This is a genomic window from Endozoicomonas sp. ONNA1, from assembly GCF_024606325.1.
Classification (GTDB): Bacteria; Pseudomonadota; Gammaproteobacteria; order Pseudomonadales; family Endozoicomonadaceae; genus Endozoicomonas_A.
Window position 1 is genome coordinate 1 of sequence record NZ_JAHHPN010000604.1, and the last position, 1,516, is coordinate 1,516.

General features: G+C 45.9%; 1 protein-coding gene. It reads right to left on the minus strand.

Annotated elements, in window-relative coordinates; translation table 11 throughout:
- Positions 1 to 354: 354 nt before the first annotated feature.
- A partial coding sequence (locus KDK19_RS13875) for an OmpP1/FadL family transporter (RefSeq protein ID WP_257292197.1) occupies positions 355 to 1,516 on the minus strand: 1,162 nt, incomplete at its 5' end.

Sequence of the window (1,516 nt, forward strand, 5' to 3'; positions counted from 1 at the left end):
AAATTACTGTTATTTTTTTGTAAATAATTAGCTATTAAAAAAGCTTTTAAAGGTGCTTCGAAACCGGTTTTTGAAACTGTGGTAAGAAATATTTTTATTTCTAACTTATTGATTCAAGGCAAAGTCTGTTGTTAATCATAATTCGAATATTATTCGATTTATGATTTCAATTAATTCAAGGTACTTTGATTATTACGAAACAGGCATTCAGTGTGGGTAATCAGGTCGGGCTGAGTGATTAATACGTTAAGTGCATGGTGATAACCCACGTTTGCTAAACGTGGTGATGAAAGAAAAAAGGCCGCTGATCTTTCGATCGGCGGCCTTGTTGTAGGTTTCTACCGAAAAACCGACTTAGAAGCGGTAAGTCGCAGAAGCATGGAGTGAGTAAGAGCTGGATTCATACTTACCCGCGTAAGATTGAGTAGAGCTGGTCAGGTTGCCACCACCTTTTACATCGTCATTCTTAACGGTGTCGTAGACAGCAGCAAAGTCCAGATCCACCTGTCCATCAAGAATGCTGGTGCCGGCACCCAGAGTAAAGCTGTGGGCATCGGCAGGACTGGAGAAGGTGGGCGCAGCATATTCTTCAGGTACGACGGCTGTTGTATAAATGTAGCCTGCTCTCAGAGCCCAGTTCTCTATACCGGAGTACTCCGCAGCGATGCGGTAGTTGTACTGGTCTTCCCAGTTGGAGTTAATTGCAGGTACAGGCAGACTGCTGACCTCATCGGAGGTAAACTTAATCTGTTCGTTATTGCTGTAGTCGGTGTATGTGATCTCACCGAACAGGGTCCAGTGTGGAGCTACCTTGTAATCGATGCCGGTAGAAATTTGCATGGGCAGAGCTGTTTCTGCGGTAGCATCTTTATCGCTGAAATCAAGAGGAATTTGGCCAGCAAGTCCAGGAGCACCGGATCTGAAAGATGTTTTACCATCTGCTTCAATATCGACTTCAGAACGGTAGTTGATTCCCCAACCCCAGCGGTCGTCATCTGAGCGGTACATCGCACCCAGACGAACACCGAAGGTATTGAAACCGGTCATATCGTTGTAGCCCACTGCTGCACCTACAGCCCCATTCGCTAAATTTGACATCAATTCGATATCAGCAGCAACGTAAGTCAGGCGGTAGGTACCCCCAACGGACCAGTTGTTGTTGATGCGATAAGATAATCCCAGACCCGCTTCAATAATCTTGATGTCAGTAGAGTAGTCGTCTTTAATAGGGTATACGCCGCCAACCGTCAGATCTTCATACTTGGCAGCAGCACCACCAGAGGCATAAATACCGTAACCCAGAGTGAACTTCTCATCCAGTATGGTCAGACCTGTCAGGCCGCCAGCCGGAGAGAAGGTTGTATCGCCATCAGTAAAATTGACACCATTCGCTGGACTACTGACTTTGTTAAAGGTAGGAGATAAGTGCAGAGCAATATCATCAGACTCCGCAAAAGCCAGACCGGCCGGGTTAAAGAAGATCGCACTGGAATCATCGACAGAAGAAACAGCTGCA